Raw genomic sequence first — 21,300 nt, 5'->3', positions numbered from 1 at the left:
GATAAGCGGCAGAAAAGCGGCGGGCGGCGGACATCCGTTGCCGCTTTTCTGGCATTGCCGCTTCGCCGCTCCCCGCAAAGCCCCGGTTTCCGGGCGTTTTCAAATTGGCACGCAGCTTGCTATGTCTCACTTACGAAAATTCAGGTCACCCAAAGGTTTCCCGACATGAGCATCAGCTTCGATAAAGCGCTCGGTATCCATGAAAAAGCCCTAGGCTTCCGCGCTCAGCGTGCCGAAGTCCTGGCCAACAACATCGCCAACGCCGACACCCCGAACTACAAGGCTCGGGATCTGGACTTCTCCAAAGTGCTTGCCGCACAGAACGAGAAAACCAAGACCGGCTCTTTCGCCTTGAACATGACTAATAACCGTCATATCGAAGCCGAAGGCCTGGGCAATGGCGACGAGTCGCTGATGTATCGCACGCCGATGCAGCCGTCGATCGACCAGAACACCGTGGACGCGCAAATCGAGCAGTCGAACTACGCCGAAAACGCGGTCAACTTTCAGGCCAGCTTCACCCTGCTCAACAGCAAATTCAAAGGGCTGGTTTCCGCCCTTCGTGGAGAATAATTCATGTCCCTCGCCAGCGTTTTCAACATTGCCGGTAGCGGCATGAGTGCCCAGACCACTCGCCTGAACACCGTCGCCAGTAATATCGCCAACGCAGAGACGGTCTCGTCGAGCATCGACCAGACCTACCGCGCGCGTCATCCGGTATTCGCCACCATGTTCCAGGGCGGCCAGACCGGCGGCAGCGATTCGCTGTTTCAGAACCAGGACGCTGCAGGGCAGGGTGTGCAGGTGCTGGGCGTGGTCGAAGACCAGAGCAATCTGGATGCGCGTTACGAGCCGAACCATCCATCGGCCGATGCCAAGGGTTACGTCTACTACCCCAACGTCAATGTGGTGGAAGAGATGGCTGACATGATTTCTGCGAGCCGTTCTTTCCAGACCAACGCCGAAATGATGAACACCGCCAAAGCCATGATGCAGAAGGTCCTGACCCTCGGTCAGTGATAAGGGGCGACTCAGATGAGTGTTACCGATTCCACCAGTGGCTTCAGCCTCAACGACATCCTGGCCAATTCGTCGATCAAGACCAACACCACAGACGATAGCCTGGCGTCGGCCACCGGCACCGCCACGGGCAAGAAGGAACTGGGCAAGGATGCGTTCCTGCAATTGCTGGTGACGCAATTGAAAAACCAGAACCCGCTGGAGCCGCAGGACAACGGCGAGTTCGTTGCCCAGTTGGCGCAGTTCAGCAGCCTGGAAGGCATCACCACGCTGAACGACACGGTTTCCGGGATTGCCGGCAACTACAACTCGTCTCAGGCATTGCAGGCGTCGTCGCTGGTCGGACGTTCCGTCATCGCGCCGGGCGACAAGGCCGTGGTCGATACCTCCAAGAGCCTGAACGGCACCGTTGCCGTGCCGGTCTCGCTGGATGCGGTGACGCTGAAGATCACCAACACCGAAGGCAAGGTTATCCGCACCATCGACATGGGCAGCCAGTCGGCGGGCAACGCCAGCTTTATTTGGGACGGCAAGACTGATGCGGGCGAAGTGGCACCGGCGGGTACTTATACCTTTGCGGCCACTGCCAACATCGACAACAAGGCGACCTCGCTGATAACCAATCTGCCAGCGACTGTCAGCAGCGTAACGATCAGCCAGACGGGCGGCGAATTGATGCTCAATCTGGCCGGGCTGGGCAGCATTGCCCTGTCCAAAGTTCAAACCATTGGTATATAGAGCCGACTAACCCGGCAAAAGGAGTGGAATATGTCTTTCAATATCGGCCTTAGCGGTCTCTATGCAGCCAATAAACAACTGGACGTGACCGGCAACAACATCGCCAACGTGGCGACCACCGGTTTCAAATCGTCCCGTGCAGAATTCGAAGATGTCTACTCGGCGACCAAGCTGGGTTCGGGCAGCAAGACCGTCGGCAGTGGCGTGCGCCTGGCCAACGTGGCCCAGCAATTCACCCAGGGTGACATCAACAACACCGGCAACGTGCTGGACATGGGCATCAATGGCTCCGGTTTCTTCGTGCTGAACGACAGCGGTTCGTTGTCTTACACCCGTTCCGGCACGTTCAAGGTCGACAAGGAAGGTTACGTGACCAACAGCGACGGCTCTGCGCGTCTGCAGGGTTACGGCGTGGATGCCAATGGCAAGATCCAGAACGGCATCCTCACCGACCTGCGCATCGATACGTCGAACCTCGCGCCGAAATCCACCAGCGTGGTGTCGTCGACGATCAACCTGAACTCCACCGCGGCGGTGATCGATCAGGCCGTTGTCACCAACAAGTTCGATCCGACCAAGACCGAGACCTTCACCAAGCAGTTCAGTACGCCGGTATTCGACAGCCAGGGCAATCAGCACCAGATGGACCAGTACATGGTCAAGACGGGCGCGAACACTTGGGACACTTACACCCTGATCGATGGCCGCAACCCTGACGGCAGTGATCCTAAAGTGACCGGTCCAGTGCCGTCGACCATGGTCTTCGACACCTCGGGTAAACTGGTTTCCGTCACCACGCCAGCTACCCCGGCCCCGATCGTCAGCCCTGATCTGAAAGTCACCGGTTGGGTCCCAGGCACTGTTACTGACGGTGTGTGGACGGCCAACGGCGCAGCGGCGAACCCGGACGGTGTGACCATTTCGATGAGCAACACCACCCAGTTCAATGCCGACACCGCGCGTTCGATCCCGGCGCAGAACGGTTACGCCACTGGCCAGATCACCAACCTGACCATCGACGGCAGCGGTGTGATGCTGGCCAACTTCAGCAACTACCAGACCAAGCCGATTGGTCAGATCTCGCTCGCCAGCTTCACCAATGAGCAAGGCTTGCAAGCGGTGGGCGGCACCAGCTGGAAAGAAACTTACTCGTCGGGCATCCCGGGCTACGATGCGCCGGAAACCGGCACCCTGGGCCAGATCCGCTCCAACGCGCTGGAAGAGTCCAACGTCAATCTGACCAGCGAACTGGTCGACCTGATCAAGGCGCAGAGCAACTACCAGGCGAACGCCAAGACCATCTCCACCCAGAGCACCATCATGCAGACCATCATTCAGATGGCTTGATGCGGGTGGGTTGAAAATGCTGCACAAGGAGCCCCTCGAGAGAGGGGCTTTTTTGTGGGCGGGATTTTTATGGCTGGGGCAGGATTTTGTGTGGTCGGGGAGGGCCTCTTCGCGGGCAAGCCATGCTCCCACAGGATTTGTGGTGCTCACACATCCATCAAACGATATGAATCCTGTGGGAGCGTGGCTTGCCCGCGATGGCGTCGTACCGGCCAGCACATTTCCATGGGCAAAAGAAAACCCCCGACCATCAACAAGACTGATCGGGGGGTTCGAGGTCAGCGCCTTGCAGCGCCTACCGGCTCAGCTTATTGGCAAGCTTCGCAATCCGGCTCGTCGATGGCGCAAGCCTTCGGCACTGGAGCAGGGCCGGCTGGCGCTGCCAGGACCGAATCGTCACCGTGGTTGCCGCCGCTGGAAACAGCGTTCAGCTTGCCGGTGTTGATGGTCGACTTCTCGGTGCTGGTCGCGGCCAGGGCACGGAGGTAGTAAGTGGTTTTCAGGCCACGGTACCAGGCCATGCGGTAGGTCACGTCGAGCTTCTTGCCCGAAGCGCCGGCGATGTACAGGTTCAGCGACTGAGCCTGGTCGATCCACTTCTGACGACGGCTGGCCGCGTCAACGATCCACTTGGTGTCCACTTCGAACGCAGTCGCGTAGAGCTCTTTGAGTTCTTGCGGGATGCGCTCGATCTGCTGCACCGAACCGTCGTAGTACTTGAGGTCGTTGATCATGACCGAGTCCCACAGACCGCGAGCCTTCAGGTCGCGAACCAGGTACGGGTTGATCACGGTGAATTCGCCCGACAGGTTCGATTTCACGTAGAGGTTCTGGTAAGTCGGTTCGATCGACTGCGAAACGCCAGTGATGTTGGCGATGGTCGCGGTCGGTGCGATGGCCATGATGTTGGAGTTACGAATGCCTTTCTGCACACGGGCGCGAACCGGTGCCCAGTCGAGGGATTCGTTGAGGTCAACGTCGATGTACTTCTGGCCACGTTGCTCGATCAGGATCTGTTGCGAATCCAGCGGCAGGATGCCCTTGGACCACAGCGAACCCTGGAACGTCTCGTAAGCGCCACGCTCGTCGGCCAGGTCGCACGAAGCCTGGATCGCGTAGTAGCTGACCGCTTCCATCGACTTGTCGGCGAACTCGACGGCAGCGTCGGAACCGTAAGGAATGTGCTGCAGGTACAGCGCATCCTGGAAGCCCATGATGCCCAGACCGACCGGACGGTGCTTGAAGTTGGAGTTCTTCGCTTGCGGCACCGAGTAGTAGTTGATGTCGATCACGTTATCGAGCATCCGTACGGCGGTGTTCACGGTGCGTTCCAGCTTGGCGGTGTCCAGCTTGCCGTTGACGATGTGGTTCGGCAGGTTGATCGAGCCCAGGTTGCAAACGGCGATCTCGTCCTTGTTGGTGTTCAAGGTGATCTCGGTGCACAGGTTCGAGCTGTGAACCACGCCGACGTGCTGCTGCGGGCTGCGCAGGTTGCACGGGTCTTTGAAGGTCAGCCATGGGTGGCCGGTTTCAAACAGCATGGACAGCATTTTGCGCCACAGGTCTTTGGCCTGGATGGTCTTGAACAGCTTGATCTTGCCCGGGTACTGGGACAGGGCTTCGTAGTATTCGTAGCGCTCTTCGAAGGCTTTGCCGGTCAGATCGTGCAGGTCCGGCACTTCGGATGGCGAGAACAGAGTCCACTGGCCGTCATCGAAGACGCGCTTCATGAACAGGTCAGGGATCCAGTTGGCGGTGTTCATGTCGTGGGTACGACGACGATCATCACCGGTGTTCTTGCGCAGCTCGATGAACTCTTCAATGTCCATGTGCCAGGTTTCCAGGTAGGCACACACAGCGCCTTTGCGCTTGCCACCCTGGTTAACGGCGACGGCGGTGTCGTTCACCACTTTCAGGAACGGCACGACGCCCTGGGATTTGCCGTTGGTGCCCTTGATGTACGAACCCAAGGCACGAACCGGCGTCCAGTCGTTGCCCAGGCCGCCAGCAAATTTCGACAACATGGCGTTGTCGTGAATCGCGTGGTAAATGCCCGACAGGTCATCCGGCACGGTGGTCAGGTAGCAGCTCGACAACTGTGGACGCAGGGTGCCGGCGTTGAACAGGGTCGGGGTCGAGGACATGTAGTCGAAGGACGACAACAGGTTGTAGAACTCGATCGCACGGTCTTCCTTGTTCTTCTCTTCGATCGCCAGGCCCATGGCCACACGCATGAAGAAGATCTGCGGCAGTTCGAAGCGGATACCGTCCTTGTGGATGAAGTAACGGTCGTACAGGGTTTGCAGGCCCAGGTAGGTGAACTGCTGATCGCGCTCGTGGTTGATGGCCTTGCCGAGTTTTTCCAGGTCAAAAGTGGCCAGGATCGGGTTCAGCAATTCGAATTCGATACCCTTGGCGATGTAAGCAGGCAAGGCCTTGGCGTACAGGTCGACCATTTCGTGGTGGGTCGCGCTTTCGGCAACGTTGAGGAAATTCAGGCCTTCGGCACGCAGGGTGTCCATCAGCAGGCGGGCGGTGACGAACGAGTAGTTCGGCTCACGCTCGACCAGGGTGCGGGCGGTCATCACCAAAGCGGTGTTGACGTCGGTCAGGGCCACGCCGTCGTAGAGGTTTTTCAGGGTTTCGCGCTGGATCAGGTCGCCGTCGACTTCTTCCAGGCCTTCGCACGCTTCGGTAACGATGGTGTTCAGGCGACCCATGTCCAGAGGCGCAAAAGTGCCATCGGCGCGAGTGATGCGGATCGACGGGTGAGCGTTGACCGCTTCCTCGGCCGGCGCGTGGGCAGCGCGTTCTTTCGAACGACCGTCACGGTAGATCACGTAGTCGCGCGCCACTTTCTGCTCGCCGGCACGCATCAGGGCCAGTTCGACCTGGTCCTGGATTTCTTCGATGTGGATGGTGCCGCCCGATGGCATGCGACGCTTGAACGTTGCGGTGACCTGTTCGGTCAGGCGCGCCACGGTGTCATGGATTCGCGACGAAGCGGCAGCGGTGCCGCCCTCAACTGCGAGAAACGCTTTGGTGATCGCGACGGTGATTTTGTCGTCGGTATAAGGAACGACAGTGCCGTTACGCTTGATCACGCGCAGCTGGCCAGGCGCGGTGGCGGACAGATCCGAATTCGAATCAGCGGCCTGCGGCAAGGTGCCCTGCGGGTTCTCGCGAGTTGTGTCGGTTTGCATGGGGGGTTGTCTCCACATTCTCTATGTTTGTTTGGGCACCATCACGGTGCCCACCGTTCTGTCCTGAAGCACTACAACCGACGGGCGTCGGGCATAACCACTTCGGGACAGTAGGAAAAAGCTAATGATGCCGCTTCCGTGCCGAAGTCTTTGGTGCCGAGCCTGGGCCCGAAACCGGATTCCTTTCAGGGTGTGAGTCTTACTGCAACACCCGTACCGTTTCGGCAATTTTTGGCCTGAAAAACGGTGCCATCCGCAGAGGCGGTATGGGCTTGAAAAATCACGCTGGTCAACCCTAAACAGGCAATTAAAGCGCTTGAGTTTCTGGTCTGAAATGTGGTTGGTCTTTTAAGCTAAAACCCTACATGTAGGGTTTTTTTCGCGACGGGCTACAAGATAATGCGTTTTGGGGGGTGTTGCAACGTACTACCTGTGGATAAGCCTGTGCGTAAATTGTGTGTGAAAGGTGGAACGTGCGTGTAAGCCGCGACGCTACTGGAGCGGACCCTTTTTCAGGGTTTTTCAGTGATTGAAAACGGTCCGTCGGTTTTTCAAGGGCGCGAACCTGATCACAGAAAAATCGACGTTTTCGGATGCATTTATCGGCTTGTGTTCTCGGCGGCCGGCGTTTATACAATCGGCCGATGCACACGCATTCTTATCCTCCCCAATCATTACAAAAAGACGGGCGGATCCTTCTTTATTGATGTTGTTGGCTAGCAGAGGTCACCGTGGAGCAAGAAGCCTGGCAGGTATTGATTGTCGAGGATGACCAGCGACTGGCCGAACTGACCCGCGATTACCTGGAAGCCAATGGCCTGCGTGTTTCGATCGAGGGCAATGGCGCACGCGCGGCGGCGCGCATCATCAATGAGAAACCAGACCTGGTGATCCTCGACCTGATGCTGCCCGGCGAAGATGGCCTGAGCATCTGCCGCAAGGTTCGCGACCGCTACGACGGGCCGATCCTGATGCTCACGGCCCGCACCGACGACACCGACCAGATTCTCGGCCTCGACCTGGGGGCCGACGATTACGTGTGCAAACCCGTGCGCCCGCGCCTGTTGCTGGCGCGCATTCAGGCGCTGCTGCGGCGTAGCGAGGCACCCGAAGCGGCGCCGGAAAAACAACGGCGTTTGCAATTTGGACCGCTGGTCGTCGACAACGCATTGCGCGAGGCCTGGTTGAACGACAACGGCATCGAACTGACCAGCGCCGAATTCGATCTGCTCTGGCTATTGGTCGCCAACGCCGGGCGCATCTTGTCTCGCGAAGAGATTTTCACCGCTCTGCGCGGCATCGGCTATGACGGCCAGGACCGCTCGATCGACGTGCGCATCTCGCGCATTCGCCCCAAAATCGGTGACGACCCCGAGCATCCGCGCCTGATCAAGACCATCCGCAGCAAAGGCTATCTGTTCGTCCCTGAAGCCTGCGTAGACGCTTCGTTGTGAACTCGATCTTTCTGCGCATTTACGGGGGCATGTGCGCTGCGCTGATTCTGGTAGCGGTGCTCGGCGTGCTGGCCTTGCACCTGCTCAATCAGGTGCGTGGCGAGCAATACCGCGAACGCCTGGCCCACGGCACGTTTTCGCTGATGGCCGACAACCTGCAACCCATGAACGAAACCCAGCGCCACCGTGCGATTCTGGGCTGGGAGCGGTTGCTGGGGATTCCGTTGGGGCTGAAGACGTTCGCCCAGACCGATCTCGATCTGACCCAGCGCACCCGCGTGCTGCGCGGTCAGGCGTTGGTGGAGCAAACCGGGCCACACGCGGCGAAGGTCTATCGGCTGGTCAGCGAGAAGGAACAGCTGGTGCTCACGGGTGAGGTGCAGCAGATCAGCGAACAGCTGGCGCGGGCGACCATTTATTTGCTCGCCGACGAACTGGTGCGCGTGCCCGTGGCCGATCAGCCCAAACGCCTCGCGCAGTTAAAGGAAGAAAAGGGCTTCGGCTTCGATTTGCGCCTGGTCACGGTCGATCAGGCCGACATGGATGAAGACCAGAGCCGCCGGGTTTCCGAGGGCGATACGGTGATGGCGCTGGGCAAGGGCGGCGATTCAATTCGCGTATTTGCCGGCATGGTCGGCACGCCGTGGGTCCTGGAAATCGGGCCGCTGTATCAGATGAACCCGTATCCGCCGCAATGGCTGGTGTTGATCGCGGCCCTCGGTCTGAGCCTGATCGGCCTGATTGTCTACTTGCTGGTGCGACAACTGGAACGTCGCCTGCGCGGTCTTGAAGCCGCCGCCACACGCATCGCCAAGGGCAGCCTGGAAACCCGCGTGCCGACACGCGGCGCCGACTCGGTCGGGCGTCTGGCCTCGGCGTTTAATGGCATGGCTGAGCATCTGCAGCAGTTGCTGGCGATTCAGCGTGAACTGGTGCGCGCGGTATCTCACGAATTGCGTACGCCGGTGGCGCGCCTGCGTTTCGGCCTGGAGATGATCGGCTCGGCGACCACGCCCCAGGCACTGGAAAAGTACCGCGAGGGCATGGACCACGACATCGAAGACCTCGACAAGCTGGTCGATGAAATGCTCACGTACGCACGGCTGGAGCAGGGCTCGCCGGCGCTGATTTTCCAGCGCATCGATCTGGATGCGCTGGTCAATCAAGTGATCGAAGAGCTCGCCCCGTTGCGCGCCGACGTCAGTGTGCAACGCGGTTTGTGCCTGTCGGCGGCCGATTGCGACGACGCCTGGGTCGAGGCCGAGCCGCGTTACCTGCACCGCGCGATTCAGAACCTGGTGGGCAACGCCATGCGTCATGCGCAATCGCGGGTGACCGTTAGTTATCAGGTTGGCCAGCAGCGTTGTCGGGTCGACATCGAAGACGACGGTCCCGGAGTGCCGGAATCGGCGTGGGAAAAAATCTTCACGCCATTCCTGCGCCTCGACGACAGCCGAACCCGGGCGTCGGGCGGACATGGGCTGGGATTGTCGATCGTGCGTCGCATTATTCACTGGCACGACGGACGGGCGTTGATCAGCAAGAGCAAGAGCCTGGGCGGCGCGTGTTTCAGCCTGAGCTGGCCGAGGAATCAGGAGCGGCGCTGAGGTAGTAGGGGGTTATTACCTGCGGTTGTGGGAAAGGACTACCGTGAGTCTTCCCATGCTTTCCCGGAGGACTCTTCCCCATGGCTGCCAAGAACATTCTGATGCTGGTCGGCGATTACGTCGAAGATTATGAAGTGATGGTGCCGTTTCAGGCGCTGCTGATGGTGGGTCATACGGTGCACGCCGTGTGCCCTGACAAAGCCGCCGGGCAAACCGTGCGCACAGCGATTCATGACTTCGAAGGCGACCAGACCTACAGCGAAAAACCTGGACACCTGTTCGCCTTGAATTTCGACTTCGCCCAGGTGGCCGAGGCGGACTACGATGCGCTGGTCATTCCCGGCGGCCGTGCGCCGGAGTACCTGCGCCTGAACGAAAAAGTTCTCGAACTGGTGCGAGCCTTCGACAAGGCCGGCAAACCGATCGCCGCCGTGTGCCATGGTGCGCAATTGCTGGCGGCGGCAGGCATGCTCAATGGTCGCGAGTGCAGTGCTTACCCGGCCTGCGCCCCGGAGGTGCGGCTGGCCGGTGGCACGTTCATCGATATCCCGGTGACGCAGGGCCACGTTCAAGGCAATCTGGCGACTGCTCCGGCTTGGCCGGCGCACCCGAACTGGCTCGCCGGTTTTCTCGGCTTGCTGGGCACCAAAATCACCTTGTAACGAAGGCCCTGTCATGTGCGAGCTGTACGTCAAAGCCGATCCGATTCTCTACGAATCGCGCTCGCGCTCGTTGCGCATCCGTGGCGTGGTGACCACGTTGCGCCTGGAGAATCAGTTCTGGGACATCCTCAGTGAGATCGCCGAGGTCGATGGCATGACCACCAACCAGTTGATCGCCAAGCTGTATGAAGAGGTGATGGATTATCGCGGGGAGGTGGTGAATTTTGCTTCGTTTCTGCGGGTGAGTTGTACGCGCTATCTGAGCCAGCGGCGGGCGCAAGCGCCGGCGTTGTCGGTGGTGCGCTCGGCGGTGAAGTAGCGTAGACCGCGTCGCTCACACTGCCGAATTTTACTGGAGGAACGAGCCTGCTCGCGATGGTCTGAGCGCCGCCGCGAGCAAATTCGCTTCCAGTCAGTGGGCGAGGCCCTGAACATCACCGCAGCGCTTTCAACAAGCTTTGCAATTGATTGCAACCTGCCTCACTCAACGGAAACACCGGCAGCCGCGGATCGCCCACTTCCAGCCCTGTCGCCCGCAAGCCCGCCTTGATGGTCGCCGGCAAGCCGCCCTTGAGGATGAAATCCAGCAGCGGCAACTGGCGATAGAACAGTTCACGCGCCTTGCCCAGATCTTTCGACAGCGTTGCTTCGTACAGGTCGAGGTTGAGCTGCGCAATCAGGTTCGGCGCCGCCGTGCACCAGCCTGCAGCGCCTGCTGCGAACGCTTCCAGCGCCAATGGGTTGCAGCCGTTGTAGAAAGGCACCTGACCTTCGCCCAGCAGTTGCAGCCTGTGCATGCGCTGAATGTCGCCAGTGCTTTCCTTGACCATGGTCACGTTTTCCACGCCGTTGACGATTCGCAGGATCAGGTCGACGGACATGTCCGTGCCGCTGGTGGCCGGGTTGTTGTAGAGCATGATTGGCACGCCGATGCTGTCGCCGATGGCGCGGTAATGGGCGAGGATTTCCGCTTCGGTCAGCTTCCAGTAGGACGTCGGCAACACCATCACCACGTCGGCGCCGTGGGCCTCGGCAAAACGGGCGCGGCGCACGGCTTTGGCGGTGGTCAGGTCGGACACGCTGACAATCGTTGGCACGCGCTTGGCCACGTGCTTAATGCTGAATTCGCTGACCTGATCCCACTCGGCATCGCTCAGGTAAGCGCCTTCGCCAGTGCTGCCCAGCGGGGCGATCGCATGCACGCCGCTTTCGATCAAGCGGTCGATGGAGCGGCCGAGCGCGTCGAGGTCAACGCCTTCGCCATTGGCGCCGAACGGGGTGATGGTGTAGCCGATGATGCCGTGAATGTTTGGGTTCGACATGGTGTCTCTCCTTTGAAAAGGGTGGGTTCAGTTCAGGCAATCGGCGTGTTGGCGCAGGTTCTGCCGAGCGTAATAGTTGAAAGCGGCGGCGTGGCGCTTGGGCCGGGCAATCCAGTCGTGAGCTTCACGGCCGAGTTCGGGAATGATCGGCTTGATGGTGCCGGCGCTCATTGCCAGCAGCTGCAACCTGGCCGCGCGTTCGATCAATTGCGCGATGACACACGCTTCTTCAATGGTGCTGCCGGTGGACAGTTGGCCGTGGTGCGAAAGCAGCACCGCGCGCTTGTCGCCAAGAGCGCCGGCGATCAGATCGCCTTCTTCGTTACCGACGGGCACGCCCGGCCAGCCTTGCAGAAACGCGCAGTCGTCGTAGAGCGGGCAGAGGTCCATGTGGGAAATCTGCAGCGGCACTTCGAGCATCGACAGCGCTGCGATGTGGGTCGGGTGCGTGTGGATGATGCAGTTCACATCCGGCCGGGCGCGGTAAACCCAACTGTGGAAACGGTTCGCCGGGTTAGGCATGCCGTGACCCTCGAGCACTTCCAGATCTTCGTTGACCAGCAGCAGGTTGCTGGCGGTGATCTCGTCGAAACCCAGCCCCAGTTGCTGAGTGTAATAGGTGCCGGGCTGCGGGCCACGGGCGGTGATTTGCCCGGCCAGGCCAGAGTCGTGACCATTCTCGAATAGAATACGGCAGGTCAGGGCCAGCTTTTGCCGGTCGGTCCACGTATTATCCGCCAGGGTATTTTGCATCTGCGTCAGGGCTTGCTTGACCAGTTGTTCTTTGGGTAGTGCTAAGGTCTTGGCCATATCGGTGTCCCTTGGTGCGTTCAATGGACGTCGGGTTTGCCGTTCACTCGTTGCTCGCAAAGTCTTCGGTGAATGCAAATGACACGAATGATGCTATATGACACTTTGTGTCATTGGCAAGGATAAGTCGTCACTTCCTTGATGGATTAATCGCTGCGCATGTCTATCCGTTTGAAGTTATTGAGAAAAAAACTTGGCGTGACGCTGGAGGCCCTGGCCGAAAAGTCCGGCATGACCAAGAGTTATCTGTCGAAAGTCGAGCGGGGGTTGAACACGCCGTCAATTGCGGCCGCGCTGAAACTGGCCAAGGCGCTGAATGTGAAGGTCGAGGAATTGTTCTCCGAAGACAGCGTCAGCCTCGACAGCTACAGCCTGGTACGCAGTCACGAGCGCCAGTCGCTGGCGGCCAACGACCAGAGCCCCGGTTATGCGGTGCTGGCGCATCAGGTCAGCGAGCGCAGCCTGCTGCCGTTCATCATCTACCCGCCGACCGAGTTCACCGACAAGGCCTTCAAGGAGCATATGGGCGAAGAGTTTCTGTTCGTCCATGAAGGGCAGGTGGAAGTGGATTTCATGAACGAGCGCGTGCTGCTCGATCGCGGGGATGCGCTGCACTTCAACGCGCAAAAACCGCACCGGTTGCGCTCAGTGGGTGAGGTGCAGGCGCAGTTGTTGGTGGTGGTGCATAGCAGCGAAGAGTGAGTTGACTGGGCTGACGCCATCGCGAGCAGGCTCGCTCCCACAGGGGATCTTCAAGCACCTCAAGTCCAATGTGGGAGCGAGCCTGCTCGCGATGGCGTCAGCCGCATCTGCGCTAAACCTCGACGGGCACCGCCAGCTTCGAGCTCCCCAACGCGTGTGTCTTCGCATCAAAGAACCGCAGCTCACACCCCGTCCCCTCAAACAGCTTCGCGTAATGCCGCTTCTGATGCTGGATGAACGCCTTGCTGCGCGGATTGATCGAGATCGCCACCACGTTCGGTTTCGCCTGGCGCAGCGCGTGCACGATGTGGTTGTCCTGCTCACCCAGCGCGTGACCAAACACGCATAAACCCTCGCCATGCCCCAGCAACTGCTCATAGCAGAACGACAGATAATCCGAGCTGCGAATGGTCTTGAGTTTGTCCGCACTCGGCCCTTCGTTCACAAACAGTGGCACGTCATCCAGCGTCTTGATTGTGTTGTTGATGGCGAAACTGCCGAGCAACGTGCCCTCTGTGGACATCAGTTTGCGCGCGGTGCCGTCCTGATTGCGCACCAGGTGCAAACCGCCATGCAGGTACAGCAAGCGGGTCTTGTCGGTGACCGTCGCGCTCAAGTCAAAACCAGGTTCAGCACCTTGAAACAGATCGGTGATCGCCTCGGGCTGCTGCTGGATCGCCCAATAGCTGAGCAAATCATAGTTGGTGGTGAACACCGTCCGGTAGCGACCGAATTCCTGACTGATCGTCGCCAAGGTTGTCGGCACCACCAGCCGCCATGGAATGTGCACCGCGTGCACGGTATTGATCAGTGCTTCCTTGATCGCGTAGTACCGATTACGCGGCGCGGCGGAACTGACCGCCAGCGCCTTGTTCACGCGGCTGGTGATTTTCAACGCGCTAAGCACTTGCTCAAAGCTGCGGGTCTGCAAGGCTTCAAACACGCTGAGCTCGGACTGGCTCAGGGGTTTTTCTTCAACGGTGCGGGCGTTCTCGAACAGCGAGTCGTAGCCAAAATCGTCCCACACGGCACGGCTGGCGCCGTTGCCCACCAGCAGGCCGCTGAACGAAGCGGTGGTGCGCAAGGCGTTCCAGTCTTCAAGTTGGGCATCAACATCCTGGAAATCGGTCATTGCGTTGGTCGTCTCGAAACTAAAGGTCGGATGGGCGGCGACTTTATCACGACGCGGACTTGCGCCAGATCAACATCCGCTGCTGCAGGTGAGCCGATGCTGTGTGTACCCGCGTAATCGGCATTGCTGATTCGGCCACTCGTCTGGAGATTCGCTCATGAGCAGCACATTTTTCATCCCCGCCGTGAACATCATGGGCATCGGTTGCCTCGACGAAGCGATGACGGCCATCGGCAAATACGGTTTTCGCAAAGCCTTGATCGTCACCGACACAGGACTGGCCAAGGCTGGCGTGGCGAGCATGATTGCCGAGAAACTGTCGATGCTGGACATCGACTCGGTCATTTTTGACGGCGCCAAACCCAATCCGAGCATCGCCAACGTCGAAAGCGGCCTCGGTCTGCTCAAGGAAAGTCACTGCGATTTCGTGGTGTCGCTGGGCGGTGGCTCGCCCCATGACTGTGCCAAAGGCATCGCCTTGTGCGCGACGAATGGCGGGCAGATCCGCGATTACGAAGGTGTTGATCAATCGAGCAAACCACAGCTGCCACTGATCGCGATCAACACAACTGCCGGCACCGCCAGCGAGATGACACGCTTCTGCATCATCACAGATGAATCGCGCCACGTGAAAATGGCCATCGTCGACCGCAACGTCACGCCGCTGCTATCAGTCAATGATCCAGCGCTGATGGTCGCCATGCCGCAAAGCCTGACTGCCGCCACCGGCATGGACGCGTTGACCCACGCGATCGAAGCCTACGTGTCGACCGCTGCCAACCCGATCACCGACGCTTGTGCGCTCAAAGCCATTACCCTGGCCAGTAACAACCTGCGCTTGGCGGTGCGCGACGGCAGTGACCTGGCCGCCCGGGAAAACATGGCTTACGCGCAGTTCCTCGCAGGCATGGCGTTCAACAATGCATCGCTGGGTTACGTGCATGCCATGGCCCATCAACTAGGCGGTTTCTACGATTTGCCCCACGGTGTCTGCAACGCAGTCCTGCTGCCGCACGTGCAAAGTTTCAACGCACTGGTCTGCGCCGCGCGCCTGACCGATGTCGCTCACGCCATGGGCGCCGATGTTCGCGGCTGCACCCCGGAAGAGGGCGCGCAGTCAGCCATCGAAGCCATCCGCAGCCTGTCGCAGGACGTGCAGATCCCCGCCGGTCTACGCGCCCTCGGCGCCCGCCTCAACGACATACCGACGCTCGCCACCAATGCCCTGAAAGACGCCTGCGGTGTCACCAATCCAAGGGTGGCGGATCAGCGGCAGATCGAGGAAATATTCCGCAGCGCTTTTTAAAAACTGTCCCGTGTGGGCGCGAGCTTGACGCAGAGCAGCGCGCCTATCGCGCATACCGGTAACGCTGGTATCCCCGCGCGCCCGCACCTCCCAGGCAATTCATCAGCCCGCCGTCGCCAACGCCTTGCCCATCGAATCCCCGAACTGAATCAACACCACCCCCGCAATCAACAAAAGCGCGCCGAACAATCGTGGCAAGGTCACCTGCTGCTGCACCAGCCCGAACCAGCCGAAGTGATCCAGCAACAGCGATGCCACCACTTGCCCGGCCAGGGCCAGTGCGATGAATCCCGACGCGCCAAGCTTGGGCAGCAGCACCAAGGCCAGCGAGATGAAGACCACCCCGAACGCGCCGCCGGTCCACATCCACAACGGCGCTTTGCTGATGAAACCCAGTGACGGCAAAGGCAGGCGCAACGCCAGAATGATCGGCAGCAACACCAAAACGCTCACCAGCAATGACGCCAATGTCGCCCATAACGGATGGCCAAGACCGCGCGTAAGGTTGGCGTTGATCGCACTTTGAAACGGCACCACCGCGCCGGCAATCACCGCCAGCATCAGTAGACCTGCGTAATACAACGAACTCATGGTGTTATTTCCTGAAGGATTTACTGGACTCTAGATCATTCGTCGCGCAAATTTAAATTCCATATTGCTATCCAGAACATGCAGCAGATGAATGATCTACGACGCATCGACCTGAACCTGTTGGTGATCCTCGAGGCCCTGCTCAGTGAGCAACACGTCACCCGCGCGGCCGAGCGTCTGCACCTGAGTCAGCCTGCCGTCAGCCATGCGTTGGCGAGACTGCGCGACGTGCTGGGCGATCCGCTGCTGGTGCGCGCCGGTGCCGGGCTTGTGCCCACGCCGCGTGCACTTGAGCTGATCGCGCCGCTGTCTGAAGCGCTGGCTCAAGTGCAATCGCTGCTGGCACCCAACGCGTTCGATCCGGCCACGGCCGAGCGCACCTTTCGCCTGGCGATGTCTGACTACGGCGCGGCCATCGTCCTGCCCGGATTGATCCGCACCTTGCGTCGCGAAGCACCGGGTATCGATCTGCAAATCAGTCATGCCAGCCGAGAAGGCATGCTCGACGCCATCCTCAATGGTGACATCGATCTGGCAGCGGGGGTCTTTCCGGAATTGCCCAGCGAAGTGCGCAGCACCCCGCTGTTCGACGAGCATTACGCCTGCCTCGTCGACCGCAACAGCTTGCCCGCCGAGGGTGTTCTGGACTTGCCGTCTTACCTGGCGCGGCCGCATGTGCTGCTGGAGATGCGCGGCAGCGGCACGCCGGAAATCGAGCGTGCGCTGACGGCACTGCGCGAACGCCGCCGCGTCGCGATCAGCCTGCCGCACTGGAGCGTCGCGCCGGACTTGATCAGCGGCACCGACCTGATCCTGACTGTGGCCTCAAGCGGCTTGCGCGATATTGACGAGCTGTCGCTGGTCGTCGTGCCGCCGCCGTTTCATATTCCATCGTTCAGCTTTGTGCTGGCATGGCATAAACGTCGAGGTGGGGATCAGGCGTTGAACTGGTTGAATGGGCGGATTGGCAAGGGGATAAAATCCCTGTGATTTCGGTGTCGCTTTCGAAGCTTATCAGTGATTGGGAGGCAGGCGTCGAGTATGAAAAATTCTGAGCACTTGCGATGGTTCAGGCGAACTCTGTAGGGAATAGAGAGTTGCTTGCTCCCGAGGCTTGATCCGTTCCACCGTTCCACCGTTCGTCGCGTCGGCAGCCGATTTTCGAACCTTTGCCCTGAAGAAAATTCTCAACCTATGCGGGTTTCTGCCCGCTTCGAATTTTTTCAGGAGGAGGGCGCGACCATGAGCCGGATGGCCACCCGTTTACGTACTACCATTTTCGCTTCGATGTTGGGCCTGTGCGCGACCAGCGCGTTTGCCCAGTCACCCGCCGAATTCATCAATGATGCCTCGGCCAAAGGCATGGCCGACATCGAAGCCAGTCGTTTGGCGCACCAGAAATCCGAGTCCCAGCAAGTCAAGGATTACACCATTGTCGTCATCAACGACCGCACTACGGCGAACCAGCACCTGGCGAAGATCGCCAAGCAACTGGACCTGCCGGTGGCGCCACGTGAAGAGGTCGTCGACAAAGCCAAGGCGCTGATGCCGGAAGTCAAGGATGGTACGACTTACGATCAGGCCTATGCCGCGAGTCAGGTGAAAACGACTCAGGAAGCAATTGCACAAATTGAACAGGTTGCGCAGAACACTGACGTACCTGAAATCAAAGCGTTCGCTGAGGAAACCCTGCCCAAGTTGCAGAACCACTTGCAGATGGCGCGGGCACTGCAAGCCAGTCGTTAATAGCTGGTAAAAAAAACGGCGCGTGATTCAGATCACGCGCCTTTTTTTATTCAGCATTCTTTCCAATTGGGCTTTTGCTTGCTGGTGGACACCAGGCCTTCGAGCTCGAACACTTCACTTTCTCCCATCGCACGGTAATGTCTGCGCAGGGCTTCAAGTTGCTTGAGGTCAAGTAATTCCAGGCCCAGCATGGCGTTTTTCGCTTCTTTGTTAACTCTCAACAGTTCATCGATTTTCAGGTGCAGGATATCGGTGTCGCGGTTTTGTGTGTTCTGAATCAGAAACACCATCAGGAACGTGATAATGGTCGTCGACGTGTTGATGATCAGTTGCCAGGTGTCGTTGTAATTGAAGATCGGCCCGCTCAAGCCCCACAAGCCGATCAGAATCAATGCGCCCATGAACGTCTTCGGACTGCCGGCCCACAGGGCGAGTTTCTGCGAGATTTTTGCGAATTTCATTGCCGTCTTCCTTATTGGATGCGCCTGAGTTTCAGACAGCGTGGCGATCTGGAAAATTCTGCTTACATATTCATATTCTGAGATAGGCATGGGTTTGCTCCGGAAATTCAGTGCAACCAACCAGAGAAGAACGGGTCACTACATCAGGTCCATCAATCCGGAGAACACCATGAACCTCGCCCGTTTGCTCTGCCTGTGCGGTTGCCTGTTCGCGCTGCAAGGCTGCTTCGACAATTCCGATAATGAAACCAAGGACAACACCGACGGCACCAAGTCCTCGGTGCAGATGCAGGACAAAGACGCTGCGGACAAGTAGCAGCCGGCCCACTCGGGTATGGTGAGCGACTCCCTTGCCATGCCTCGACAGGAGAACCCGATGAGTTGGTCCGCCAAGCAATACGTCGCTTTTGAAGATGAACGCACACGTCCGGCCCGTGACTTGCTGGCGGCGATTCCCGGCACAGACGTACGGAGGGCCATCGACATCGGCTGCGGCCCGGGCAATTCCACCGAGTTGCTGGTGGAGCGCTTCGCCGGTGCCGAGGTGCGCGGGCTGGACAGTTCGACCGACATGATCGAGGCCGCCCGCAAGCGCTTGCCGCAGGTGCGATTCGACGTCTCTGATATTGATTGCTGGGATGAGAGCGGGCCGTTCGACGTGATTTTTGCCAACGCCGTGCTGCAATGGGTGCCGGATCACGCGACGCTCTTGCCGTCGCTGGTGAGCAAGCTCGCGCCCGGCGGCAGCCTGGCAATGCAGATGCCCGATAACCTCGATGAACTGACACACCGCTTGATGCGCGAAGTCGCGGCCAATGGCCCGTGGGCGGAGAAGCTCGCAGGTGCCGCCGGGTTACGAACGAAGAGAGAGAGCGCCTGCGCCTATTATTCGATGCTGAATTCGCACTGCGCGCGGGTCGATGTCTGGCGCACCACCTATCACCATCCGCTCGCAGGTGGCGCGGCGGCGGTGGTTGAATGGTTCAAGGGCAGTGGTTTGCGACCGTTCCTCCAACCGCTGAATGACGCTGAGCAAGTTCAATACCTGGAGCAGTATCAGGCGGCAATCGAACAGGCGTATCCGACGCTGGAAGATGGCTCGGTGCTGCTGCCGTTTCCGCGTTTGTTCATCGTCGCGACGCGCTAGGTTTCCAAGTCGCCCACCGACATCCGATCAGTCGCACTTTTGTAGCAGCTGGCGCAGCCTGCGTCCGGCTGCGTAGCAGCCGTCAAGCCAGAAGGCGCGGTATTCTTGCGACCTCACGCTCGGGTTGACGAGGCGATATTCGAACGCGATTCCAGCCAGACGCAGGCTTCGCCAGCTGCTACAGATCGGGTGCCTTTGGGTGCGCGTTAAAACGCGAAGGGCGCCCCTCAAGGCGTTTCTTCAAACGCCGAACGCACAGCCTCCACGACGCGTTGTGCAACACTGTCATCGTCAAGTTGCGGATAGCCTTTCTTCAACTTCCCGGAGACCTTCCAGCCATTCTCTTTGATCGAGCGAATGATCCGGTTCGCATCCTGATTGGGCATCTCTAGCACTTCTTTCAACTGTTCCTGAGCTCGCTGAAAAATCACCAGCACCCTGGCTTCGTCCGCCATTTCCGTTCGAATGGTGTGCTTTACGACGTTTGCGGTGTACAGGACGTGTTCGGTCAAATCCGGATATCGCCAGGCAAAGCGCGCGTCTTCGTAATCATCAAAGAGGAAGTTGCTGGGTGTGCCATCCTCGTACGTCACGAGTTCGCCGAACCGATAGGCTGTCGCGTAGCGTCGCATGAACGGTCGCGAGAACACTTCGAGCGTTCGATCGTAGCCAGCCTTGAAATCAATCGAGCTGGTAATAGTGGCTGACACCGGCAGGATCACACCGTCGGGCACCGCTTTATCCCGAATAAGGGTGTCATTGATCAGGAAGCGATGAATTCGACCGTTGCCATCGCGCATGGGATGGATATACACAAAGCCAAATGCCAATACCGCAGCACGTGCAAGTGACTCCGCTCCACGGGTTGCGACCTCGAACTCGTTGAGTCCTGCCAGTAACTGCGCGAGGTCGGCGTAATGGGGTGCAATATAATGAACGATGTCTTCGCGCATCGTCGCTTGACCGACAAACACGGGAGAGCGTCGCAAGCCCAGTCCGATCGCGTCTTGCCCCAGAATCCCGGCTTGCAGGGATTGCAGACTGGCGTTGCTCAACGGGTTTTCAATATGCCCGCAGTGCTGAGCAATGACATGCGCAAACCGCTGGATGCGGTCGGCCTGATCAGCCTCTTTTTCGATGAGAAAGCTCGCGCGCGATTCCTTGAACGTCAGCCAACTGGCGGTCCGCAGCAAAATATCGCGGCCGAAGGTTTGATCCAGCTCAGCCAGTGCTGCGCGCAGATCAAATTGCAAAGCTTCCTGCAACGGTCCGGTGCGCCGCACCACGGGGCAAAACTCAGCCGTCCCGGGCAGGTTGTTATTGACTCGCCAACGTCGCGCTCGTATTGGGTCACGGCGAGTCAGGTAACTTTTTGAAGAAATGGCGTCGACGTAGCCGCCATTGGTCACGTCTGGCACATCCAGACGTTCTCCTCTCAGCCATTCGTAAAGGAACCCGGTGCGACGCGCGTACTGGCCAAAAGGCTCCCGTCGACACCAGTCTTCTATCGGCTGCGCGCCTGTTTTTTGTGGGGATTTAAAACGCTAACAGGATGTAAATTTTGATATTAATTTAGGTGGTTTACGAGAAAACGCTAACGAGCAGAGTCGCAATGGTTATTGGGCACAGAAGCCTGGTCGCCCATTTCGAGCATTGTTCGAGTATGCGTCTAACGCGAAGGGCGCCTTTCAAAGGCGCCCTGATAGACGACCTACTTTTCTGCATCCATCCGGCGCGCCACTACATCCAGCACATCGCAACCATCGCGCAGCGGTATGCAGCACAGCATGGCAAAGTCACTGAGAATGACCGAATCAGTGTTGATGTCGCTGCGCATTGCGAGGTTTTCGAGCACCTGCGTCACCGCGTCAATTCTGTAACGGGCGGTGCTAAGCAGTGAGTGCAGTGGTTGAGTGGTGTTTACGTAGAGCGAGGGGAGGTCGTCGGCGTTGCTGGTTAAAGCCATATATTCGTTCATGAGTGCTTACCGTTTTGTAGGTGAAAGACCTACCACTCGATCGTCGCCAAACAATAGGGTGGTAGCTGTACGCG

General features: G+C 59.0%; 21 protein-coding genes and 1 pseudogene. 14 read left to right on the top strand and 8 right to left on the bottom strand.

Going from position 1 to position 21,300, the window contains the following annotated elements:
- The first annotated feature begins 165 nt into the window (after nt 1-165).
- The 4 genes from flgB to flgE are packed head-to-tail and all read left to right on the top strand — an operon-like array spanning nt 166 to nt 3,105.
- A complete protein-coding gene (gene flgB / locus ACYZTS_RS00695) occupies nt 166-573 on the top strand; it encodes a flagellar basal body rod protein FlgB (protein WP_028622194.1) in 408 nt (135 codons plus the stop codon).
- A 3-nt stretch (nt 574-576) separates the two neighbouring features.
- Complete coding sequence (flgC, locus tag ACYZTS_RS00690; RefSeq protein WP_028622195.1) at nt 577-1,020, top strand: flagellar basal body rod protein FlgC; 444 nt, start codon at nt 577-579, stop codon at nt 1,018-1,020.
- 15 nt (nt 1,021-1,035) lie between these two features.
- The gene (flgD, locus tag ACYZTS_RS00685; protein ID WP_028622196.1) at nt 1,036-1,758 is read left to right on the top strand and encodes a flagellar hook assembly protein FlgD; all 723 of its coding nucleotides are present in this window, start codon (nt 1,036-1,038) and stop codon (nt 1,756-1,758) included.
- Nucleotides 1,759-1,788: 30 nt separating this feature from the next.
- Nucleotides 1,789-3,105: a flagellar hook protein FlgE gene (flgE, locus tag ACYZTS_RS00680; protein ID WP_461993284.1), complete on the top strand. Its 1,317-nt coding sequence runs from the start codon at nt 1,789-1,791 to the stop codon at nt 3,103-3,105.
- A gap of 308 nt (nt 3,106-3,413) precedes the next feature.
- Here the strand turns inward: flgE and ACYZTS_RS00675 are convergent, their stop codons facing one another.
- Entirely contained in the window at nt 3,414-6,308 is a 2,895-nt protein-coding gene (locus ACYZTS_RS00675; protein WP_461993282.1) for a ribonucleoside-diphosphate reductase subunit alpha, read from the bottom strand.
- Nucleotides 6,309-7,039: 731 nt separating this feature from the next.
- On the opposite strand from ACYZTS_RS00675, the gene ACYZTS_RS00670 reads away from it, so the two are divergent.
- The 4 genes from ACYZTS_RS00670 to ACYZTS_RS00655 all read left to right on the top strand — a co-directional run bounded on the left by ACYZTS_RS00670 (nt 7,040) and on the right by ACYZTS_RS00655 (nt 10,350).
- The gene (locus ACYZTS_RS00670) at nt 7,040-7,762 is read left to right on the top strand and encodes a response regulator (RefSeq protein ID WP_028622199.1); all 723 of its coding nucleotides are present in this window, start codon (nt 7,040-7,042) and stop codon (nt 7,760-7,762) included.
- The gene (locus tag ACYZTS_RS00665; protein WP_461993280.1) at nt 7,759-9,369 is read left to right on the top strand and encodes an ATP-binding protein; all 1,611 of its coding nucleotides are present in this window, start codon (nt 7,759-7,761) and stop codon (nt 9,367-9,369) included. The genes ACYZTS_RS00670 and ACYZTS_RS00665 overlap by 4 nt, the downstream gene beginning before the upstream one ends.
- Before the next feature lie 80 nt (nt 9,370-9,449).
- Entirely contained in the window at nt 9,450-10,031 is a 582-nt protein-coding gene (locus ACYZTS_RS00660) for a DJ-1/PfpI family protein (protein ID WP_461993278.1), read from the top strand.
- Between the two features lie 13 nt (nt 10,032-10,044).
- The gene (locus ACYZTS_RS00655; protein ID WP_028622202.1) at nt 10,045-10,350 is read left to right on the top strand and encodes a ribbon-helix-helix domain-containing protein; all 306 of its coding nucleotides are present in this window, start codon (nt 10,045-10,047) and stop codon (nt 10,348-10,350) included.
- 115 nt (nt 10,351-10,465) lie between these two features.
- Here ACYZTS_RS00655 and ACYZTS_RS00650 read toward each other — a convergent pair whose 3' ends face one another.
- Entirely contained in the window at nt 10,466-11,353 is an 888-nt protein-coding gene (locus tag ACYZTS_RS00650; RefSeq protein WP_028622203.1) for a dihydrodipicolinate synthase family protein, read from the bottom strand.
- Between the two features lie 27 nt (nt 11,354-11,380).
- Nucleotides 11,381-12,163, bottom strand: coding sequence for an aldolase (locus tag ACYZTS_RS00645; protein ID WP_028622204.1), 783 nt, complete (start codon nt 12,161-12,163; stop codon nt 11,381-11,383).
- A 159-nt stretch (nt 12,164-12,322) separates the two neighbouring features.
- On the opposite strand from ACYZTS_RS00645, the gene ACYZTS_RS00640 reads away from it, so the two are divergent.
- A complete protein-coding gene (locus tag ACYZTS_RS00640) occupies nt 12,323-12,865 on the top strand; it encodes a helix-turn-helix domain-containing protein (protein WP_461993275.1) in 543 nt (180 codons plus the stop codon).
- A gap of 112 nt (nt 12,866-12,977) precedes the next feature.
- Here the strand turns inward: ACYZTS_RS00640 and ACYZTS_RS00635 are convergent, their stop codons facing one another.
- Nucleotides 12,978-13,997: a DUF4917 family protein gene (locus ACYZTS_RS00635; RefSeq protein WP_461993273.1), complete on the bottom strand. Its 1,020-nt coding sequence runs from the start codon at nt 13,995-13,997 to the stop codon at nt 12,978-12,980.
- Between the two features lie 157 nt (nt 13,998-14,154).
- Between ACYZTS_RS00635 and yiaY the strand changes: the two genes are divergently transcribed.
- A complete protein-coding gene (gene yiaY, locus ACYZTS_RS00630) occupies nt 14,155-15,303 on the top strand; it encodes an L-threonine dehydrogenase (RefSeq protein WP_461993271.1) in 1,149 nt (382 codons plus the stop codon).
- A 102-nt stretch (nt 15,304-15,405) separates the two neighbouring features.
- Here yiaY and ACYZTS_RS00625 read toward each other — a convergent pair whose 3' ends face one another.
- The gene (locus ACYZTS_RS00625) at nt 15,406-15,894 is read right to left on the bottom strand and encodes a DMT family transporter (protein ID WP_461993266.1); all 489 of its coding nucleotides are present in this window, start codon (nt 15,892-15,894) and stop codon (nt 15,406-15,408) included.
- A gap of 78 nt (nt 15,895-15,972) precedes the next feature.
- Here ACYZTS_RS00625 and ACYZTS_RS00620 point away from each other — a divergent pair, with 78 nt between their 5' ends.
- Both ACYZTS_RS00620 and ACYZTS_RS00615 read left to right on the top strand, forming a co-directional pair.
- Nucleotides 15,973-16,884, top strand: coding sequence for a LysR family transcriptional regulator (locus ACYZTS_RS00620; RefSeq protein WP_461993264.1), 912 nt, complete (start codon nt 15,973-15,975; stop codon nt 16,882-16,884).
- Between the two features lie 252 nt (nt 16,885-17,136).
- Nucleotides 17,137-17,640, top strand: coding sequence for a DUF4142 domain-containing protein (locus ACYZTS_RS00615; RefSeq protein ID WP_461993262.1), 504 nt, complete (start codon nt 17,137-17,139; stop codon nt 17,638-17,640).
- Nucleotides 17,641-17,690: 50 nt separating this feature from the next.
- Here ACYZTS_RS00615 and ACYZTS_RS00610 read toward each other — a convergent pair whose 3' ends face one another.
- Nucleotides 17,691-18,101: a low affinity iron permease family protein gene (locus ACYZTS_RS00610; protein WP_461993260.1), complete on the bottom strand. Its 411-nt coding sequence runs from the start codon at nt 18,099-18,101 to the stop codon at nt 17,691-17,693.
- A 169-nt stretch (nt 18,102-18,270) separates the two neighbouring features.
- On the opposite strand from ACYZTS_RS00610, the gene ACYZTS_RS00605 reads away from it, so the two are divergent.
- Nucleotides 18,271-18,417, top strand: a complete 147-nt coding sequence (locus tag ACYZTS_RS00605) for a hypothetical protein (protein ID WP_177326958.1) — start codon at nt 18,271-18,273, stop codon at nt 18,415-18,417.
- A 60-nt stretch (nt 18,418-18,477) separates the two neighbouring features.
- A complete protein-coding gene (gene tam, locus ACYZTS_RS00600; protein ID WP_461993258.1) occupies nt 18,478-19,248 on the top strand; it encodes a trans-aconitate 2-methyltransferase in 771 nt (256 codons plus the stop codon).
- A gap of 227 nt (nt 19,249-19,475) precedes the next feature.
- Here tam and ACYZTS_RS00595 read toward each other — a convergent pair.
- Together ACYZTS_RS00595 and ACYZTS_RS00590 are read right to left on the bottom strand one after the other, a co-directional pair.
- A pseudogene (locus tag ACYZTS_RS00595) lies at nt 19,476-20,768 on the bottom strand (Fic family protein); the annotation flags it as partial.
- A 191-nt stretch (nt 20,769-20,959) separates the two neighbouring features.
- Nucleotides 20,960-21,226 (bottom strand): hypothetical protein, encoded by a 267-nt coding sequence (locus ACYZTS_RS00590; RefSeq protein WP_028622216.1) that lies wholly within the window; start codon nt 21,224-21,226, stop codon nt 20,960-20,962.
- Nucleotides 21,227-21,300 lie beyond the last annotated feature (74 nt).

The sequence above is a fragment of the Pseudomonas sp. TMB3-21 genome (genome assembly GCF_054898145.1).
This window is presented reverse-complemented; position numbering and strand designations above follow the sequence as displayed.